Raw genomic sequence first — 1,277 nt, 5'->3', positions numbered from 1 at the left:
CGTGGACAGCGAACTTGAGGTTCACTGTCTATAGGGAAGGATGGCAATGGGGTCAACACGGCGGAAGTTTACTCAGGAGTACAAGACCGAGGCTGTAAGATTGGTGCTCGACTCGGGCCGGTCTGCGGCCGAGGTCGCGAAGAGTCTGGGTATTCACGAGGCCACGTTGGGAAACTGGGTGAAGAAAGCGAAGGAAGAGGGAGGGGCCGAGGACCGGCCACTGTCGGTGTCGGAGCGTGCGGAACTCGAAGAGCTCCGGAAGAAGTACGCGCAGGCCCAGATGGACATCGCCTTCCTAAAAAAAGCGGCGAGCTTCTTCGCGAGCGAGCAGAAATAAGGTTCGAGTTCATCTCGATCCATGCTCCGAGGAAGCCTGCGCCCGCCGATGGTGTGGACACCTTCCCCGTCGACTACATGTGCCGGAAACTCGACGTCTCCCGGCAGGGCTATTACGCGTGGAAGAAACGCGGCCCGTCGCGGCGCGAGAAGGACGACGTCACCCTGTCAACCATGATCAAAGCGATCTTCGACCATCACGAGGGACGGTACGGAGTGCGGCGGATCTTCCACGAGCTCCGCCGCCAGGGCGTCGCTGTCGCCTACAAGCGGGTCCAGCGGCTGATGGCCGCGATGGGCCTGGTCAGCGTGCACCCACGGCCCCGCCGGCCGGTGACGACCATGCAGGCCGCCGCGCCGTCCTCGTTGCCCGACCTGGTCGGCCAGGACTTCACCGCGCCCGCGCCGAACCGGCTGTGGTTCGGCGATATAACCTACATCCGAACCTGGGACGGTTGGGTCTACATGGCCTCGGTTATCGACGCATTCTCCCGCAAAGTCGTCGGCTGGGCCGTCGCCGACCACATGCGCACCGAGCTCGTCACTGATGCGCTCCGCATGGCTATCACCACTCGACGACCACCCGACGGGGTGATCTTCCACGCCGACCGCGGCAGCCAATACACCAGCAGCCAGTTCGTTGCCTTCTGTCATGACAACAACATTCGGAATTCTGTCGGTCGCACTGGAATCTGCTTTGATAACGCCGCCGCGGAATCGTTCTGGGCCACTCTCAAAAAGGAGTTCATACACCTCCATCCTTTCGACACCCTCGACCGCGTCCGCGCAGGAATCTTCGAGTACATCGAGACCTACTACAACCGGCAGCGGATACACTCCGCGATCGGCTACCTCACCCCCATCGAGTTCGAGGAAGAATTTGACGGACGAGACCTCCGTGCGGCATAGTTAGGATTGTCTACAAAAGCGGGAACGCTCCA

The 1,277-nt window shown here is 61.2% G+C and carries 2 protein-coding genes; both read left to right on the top strand.

Annotated elements, in window-relative coordinates; genetic code table 11:
• Window positions 1–103 precede the first annotated feature (103 nt).
• Window positions 104–337, top strand: coding sequence for a transposase (locus AC559T_RS13295; protein ID WP_498868897.1), 234 nt, complete (start codon window positions 104–106; stop codon window positions 335–337).
• Entirely contained in the window at window positions 334–1,245 is a 912-nt protein-coding gene (locus AC559T_RS13290) for an IS3 family transposase (protein WP_498868896.1), read from the top strand. Before AC559T_RS13295 ends, AC559T_RS13290 begins: the two co-directional genes overlap by 4 nt.
• Window positions 1,246–1,277 lie beyond the last annotated feature (32 nt).

The organism is Frankia sp. Hr75.2, from assembly GCF_949319125.1.
GTDB classification, from domain to species: Bacteria; Actinomycetota; Actinomycetes; order Frankiales; family Frankiaceae; genus Parafrankia; species Parafrankia soli.
Note: the sequence above shows the minus strand (reverse complement) of the source record. Positions and strands in the feature narration are given on the sequence as shown.